The organism is Stenotrophomonas sp. 05L44_2 (assembly GCF_056665995.1).
Genome location: NZ_JBFTNR010000311.1, coordinates 1 through 4,689 on the forward strand (window position 1 = coordinate 1; position 4,689 = coordinate 4,689).

The following is a 4,689-nucleotide window of genomic DNA, read 5'->3' on the forward strand; positions in this document are numbered from 1 at the left end:
CTTCCGGCTTAATTGCCGGACAGCATCCGGCGGATCTTGCGGCCGATACGGGTCAGGAACGAGTCGCCGGCATCGGCGCTGGTACGCACCGGCTTGGCCACCACCTGCACCGGGGTAACCGGGCTGGCGCCGTTGCCGGCGTTGCTTGCCACACCTTCGGCGCCCTCGACCGGACGGCCGTGGCGACGACGACGGCGCTTGCGCGGCTTGCGCTCGCCGTCCACCGCAACTTCCGGCGCAGCTTCAGCGCGCGGCGGACGCGGGGCCTGCACGGCAGCAGCTTCAGCGGTCACTGCACCCTCGACTGCGGCGGCAGCAACCTGCTCACCTTCCACACGCGGCTTGCGCGGGCCACGCGGACGGCGTTCGCCGCTGCGCTCGCCATCGCGGCCACCACGCCCAGCGCCAGCACCACTGCCGGAACGACCGCCACTACGGCCGCCGCCACGACGCTCTTCCTCGGCGGCGCGCGCTTCGCGTGCTTCGCGGAAGATCTGGCCGACGCTTTCGTTCTCGTCGCCTTCCTCGCCCGGTGCCGGGGCGGCACGCTCAGGGCGCGGCAGCGACGTCAGGATCTCGCTGGTGACCGCTTCGACCGGGATCTTCTGTTCGATGTAGGCCTCGATATCCGGCAGGCCCATCGCATAGCGCTCGCAGGCGAAGCTGATGGCATCGCCTTCCTCGCCCAGGCGGGCGGTACGGCCGATGCGGTGCACGTAGTCTTCGGCGTCGAACGGCAGGTCGTAGTTGTAGACGTACTTGATGCCGTCGATATGCAGGCCGCGGGCGGCCACGTCGGTGGCCACCAGGATTTCCAGCTGGCCCTTCTGGAAGCGGTTGAGCAGGCTCTCGCGCTTCTTCTGCGGCACGTCACCGGACAGCACGCCGACGCGGTAGCCGGAACGCTCCAGCGAACGGGCCACGCGCTCGACGAACACCTTGGTGTTGACGAAGACCATGGTGCGCGCGCCTTCGCTGCGCGACAGCAGGCCCAGCAGCAACGGGATCTTCTCTTCGTCGGCCGGGAAGTAGATGCGCTGGCGCACGCGCGCGGCGGTGATGGTCTCGGCTTCGACCACCAGCTTCTGCGGCTCGTTCATGTGCTCATAGGCCAGCTCGAGCACGCGGTGGCTCAGGGTGGCGCTGAACAGCAGGGTCTGCCGGGTGGAGCGCTCGGGCATGCGGCGCAGCAGGAAGCGGATGTCCTTGATGAAGCCCAGGTCGAACATGCGGTCGGCTTCGTCCAGCACGCAGATCTCGCAGGCGTGCAGCGACACCACCTTGTGCTGCTTGACGTAGTCGATCAGGCGGCCCGGGGTGGCGATGATCACGTCCACGCCCTGCTGCAGGATCTCGCGCTGCTTGTCGTAGTCAACGCCGCCGTAGACCAGCGCGAAACGCAAACCCAGGTCCGAACCGAACTTGACCGCATCCTTGTGGATCTGGATGGCCAGTTCGCGGGTGGGGGCCAGGATCAGCGCGCGCGGGTCTTCCGGCTTGCGATCGGCCAGTGCCGGGCGGGTCAGCAGGCGGTTCACGACAGCGACCAGGAAGGCCAGCGTCTTGCCGGTGCCCGTCTGGGCCTGGCCGGCGACGTCGCCACCGGGCAGCGCGACCGGCAGGGTCAGCGCCTGGATGGGCGTGCAGCGGGTGAATCCGGCTCCTTCAAGACCGGCCTGCAGGGCCGGATGCAGATCAAAGGAGGAAAAAGTCAAATCGGTCAGCGGTTTGTCGCTCATGTGTCCGTCTTGGTATGGCCACGCGCCTGCGGGCGGCGGCACTGAAATCTGTCTGGGGCTCCGTCGCAAACTGCGGCCCCTGCGGCGGGTCGGGCTGGCCGGGACCCCTCGGGTCCGCGCGCCGCACAATGCCCCAGTTTACCGCACTCGGGCCAGCAAACCGGAATCGGGCGTCTCACCGCTTACGGAGACGCACCTCTTCACCCCGCAGTACCGCGCTTGAACAGCGGCGCGGGCTCCCATGGCCTACCGCGCCAGCACCCCCATTTCAGCCATGGACAGTGACATCGGACACATACCGGGCTCAGCATCGATCACGATACGCTGGGTTCCAGCCAGCATCTGTCCCTGCCCTGCGATAGGGGTACACTGCCGGCCGTGAGCGTCCAGGCATCCCGCCGAACGCACCGTGGCAGTCCGCCGCGAGGCAACGACGAGGGTCACGCCACCGGGCATGGCCCAGTTCACCCACCTCCGGCCTGGCCGGGTGCAATCCAAGACGAGAAACCAAGATGAGCGACAAGGTTGTACACGTCGGCGATGCCGACTTTGATAGCGCCGTACTGAATTCCAAGGAACCGGTGCTGGTCGATTTCTGGGCCGAGTGGTGTGGCCCGTGCAAGATGATCGCCCCGGCGCTGGATGAACTGGCCGATGCCTACCAGGGCCGCGCCAAGATCGCCAAGGTCAACGTGGACAACAACCGCGCCCTGGCCGCCAAGTACCACGTGCGTTCGATTCCCTACCTGGTCGTCTTCAAGGACGGCGAGAAGGTGGGCGAGCAGATCGGTGCCGTTGGCAAGGCCCAGCTGGCCGGCCTGCTGGACAAGGCCCTGGCCTGATCCCGCGCTTTCCGGCAGCCGTTTTCGACGGCTGCCGGGCAGGCGCCCCGGCGCCTGACTGAATACCGTATCCGGCGACCCTTGCGTGGCGCCGCGGGCCGATGATAGTGTCGGCACATCCGGCCGCGTTCGCGTGCCGCATCTTCTGGACGCAGTTTCTTCCAGACCCATTCCCAATGTTCGCCGCCCCAGCCGGGCGCTCGCACCTTCAAGCGAGGAATAACGCTCTTGTCCGATAACACTCCCGAAACCGGTAGCGCTGATGCGCCCGCCGAAAAGCGCGTGCGCAAAGCCCGCGTAACCAAGGCTGCCGCTCCGGCCGCCGCCGAAACCAGCGCCGCCCCTGCGCAGCCTGCCCTGCCGCTGGCAGCCGCGCCCGAGGCGCCGGCACCGGCCGCAGCGCCTTCCGCGCCGAGCGCACCCGCCGCCGAGGCCCCTGCCAGCAGTGGCGGCGGCGAAGGTGGCGAGGGCCGCGAATCCGGCCAGCCGCGGCAGTCGCAGCAGAACAACCAGGGCGGTGGCCAGAACCAGAGCCCCTACAACCAGGGCGGCCAGCAGGGCCAGCAAGGCCAAGGCAACCGCCGTGACCGTTTCCGCAACCGCCGCGACCGTGATCGCAATGGTGGCGGTGGTGGTGGCGGTGGTGGCAACGGCGGTCGCTTCCGCGACGACGGCATGCCCAACGACAACGGCGAACAGCAGCCGTTCGTACCGCGTCCGCACGCCAACGTCCCCGAAGGCTTCCCGGTCTATTCGCTGAGCGACCTCAAGCGCATGCCGGCCCAGAAGCTGCTGGAGATCGCCGAGCAGCTGCAGATTTCCGAAGGCGTGGCCCGTGCCCGCAAGCAGGACGTGATCTTCGCGCTGCTGAAGGTGCTGACCCGCCACGGCGACGGCGTTGCCGCCGACGGCGTGCTGGAAATCCTGCCGGACGGCTTCGGCTTCCTGCGCGCGGCCGAGGCCAGCTACCTGGCCGGCCCGGACGACACCTACATTTCGCCCAGCCAGATCCGCCGCTTCAACCTGCGTACCGGCGACCACCTGTCCGGCCGCATCCGCTTCCCGAAGGACGGCGAGCGCTACTTCGCGCTGTCGATCGTGGACACCATCAACGGTGAGCCGCTGGAAGCGTCGAAGAACAAGGTGCTGTTCGAGAACCTGACCCCCCTGTTCCCGCGTCGCCGTTTCACCCTGGAGCGCGGCAATGGTTCGTCGGAAGACATCACCGGCCGCATCCTCGACCTGATGGCGCCGCAGGGCAAGGGCCAGCGCTCGCTCATCGTGTCCCAGCCGAAGGCCGGCAAGACGATGATGATGCAGCAGGTGGCCACGGCCATCACCACCAACCATCCGGACGTGCACCTGATCGTGCTGCTGRTCGACGAGCGCCCGGAAGAAGTGACCGAAATGCAGCGCACSGTGCRCGGCGAGGTCATCAGCTCGACCTTCGACGAACCGGCCGCGCGCCACGTGCAGGTGGCCGAAATGGTCATCGAGCGTGCCAAGCGCCTGGTCGAACACAAGAAGGACGTGGTGATCCTGCTCGACTCGATCACCCGCCTGGCGCGTGCCTACAACAACGTCGTGCCGAGCTCGGGCAAGGTGCTGACCGGTGGTGTGGACGCCAACGCCCTGCAWCGCCCCAAGCGCTTCTTCGGTGCCGCGCGCAACGTGGAAGAAGGTGGCAGCCTGACCATCATCGCCACCGCGCTGGTCGATACCGGCTCGAAGATGGACGAGGTGATCTACGAAGAGTTCAAGGGCACCGGCAACAGCGAAGTGCACCTGAGCCGTCGCATCGCTGAAAAGCGCGTGTTCCCGGCCATCGACATCAACCGTTCGGGCACCCGTCGCGAAGACCTGCTGATCGAGCCGGAGCTGCTGCAGAAGATCTGGATCCTGCGCAAGCTGCTGCATCCGATGGACGAAATGACGGCGATGGAATTCCTGCTGGACAAGATGAAGAACACCAAGTCCAACGACGAGTTCTTCGGTTCGATGAAGCGCTGATCGCGCGGCATTGATGGAATATGGAAAGGCCCCGCAGTGCGGGGCTTTTTCTTTGGGTGGCGGCAGGACGAACGGCTTCACTTCGCGGCCCTGTGAAT

The 4,689-nt window shown here is 67.0% G+C and carries 3 protein-coding genes; 2 read left to right on the forward strand and 1 reads right to left on the reverse strand.

What is annotated here, in order from left to right; translation table 11 throughout:
* Nucleotides 1-8: 8 nt before the first annotated feature.
* The gene (rhlB, locus tag AC1VAN_RS12155) at nt 9-1,739 is read right to left on the reverse strand and encodes an ATP-dependent RNA helicase RhlB (protein ID WP_442251962.1); all 1,731 of its coding nucleotides are present in this window, start codon (nt 1,737-1,739) and stop codon (nt 9-11) included.
* Nucleotides 1,740-2,251: 512 nt separating this feature from the next.
* Between rhlB and trxA the strand changes: the two genes are divergently transcribed.
* Entirely contained in the window at nt 2,252-2,581 is a 330-nt protein-coding gene (gene trxA / locus AC1VAN_RS12160; RefSeq protein WP_025878607.1) for a thioredoxin, read from the forward strand.
* A 228-nt stretch (nt 2,582-2,809) separates the two neighbouring features.
* Entirely contained in the window at nt 2,810-4,591 is a 1,782-nt protein-coding gene (gene rho, locus AC1VAN_RS12165; RefSeq protein ID WP_480985878.1) for a transcription termination factor Rho, read from the forward strand.
* Nucleotides 4,592-4,689 lie beyond the last annotated feature (98 nt).

Bases quoted from the DNA above. Each gene is read 5' to 3' on its own strand.
- trxA (WP_025878607.1), top strand. From the start codon at position 2,252: ATGAGCGACAAGGTTGTACACGTCGGCGATGCCGACTTTGATAGCGCC.
- rhlB (WP_442251962.1), bottom strand. From the start codon at position 1,739: ATGAGCGACAAACCGCTGACCGATTTGACTTTTTCCTCCTTTGATCTG.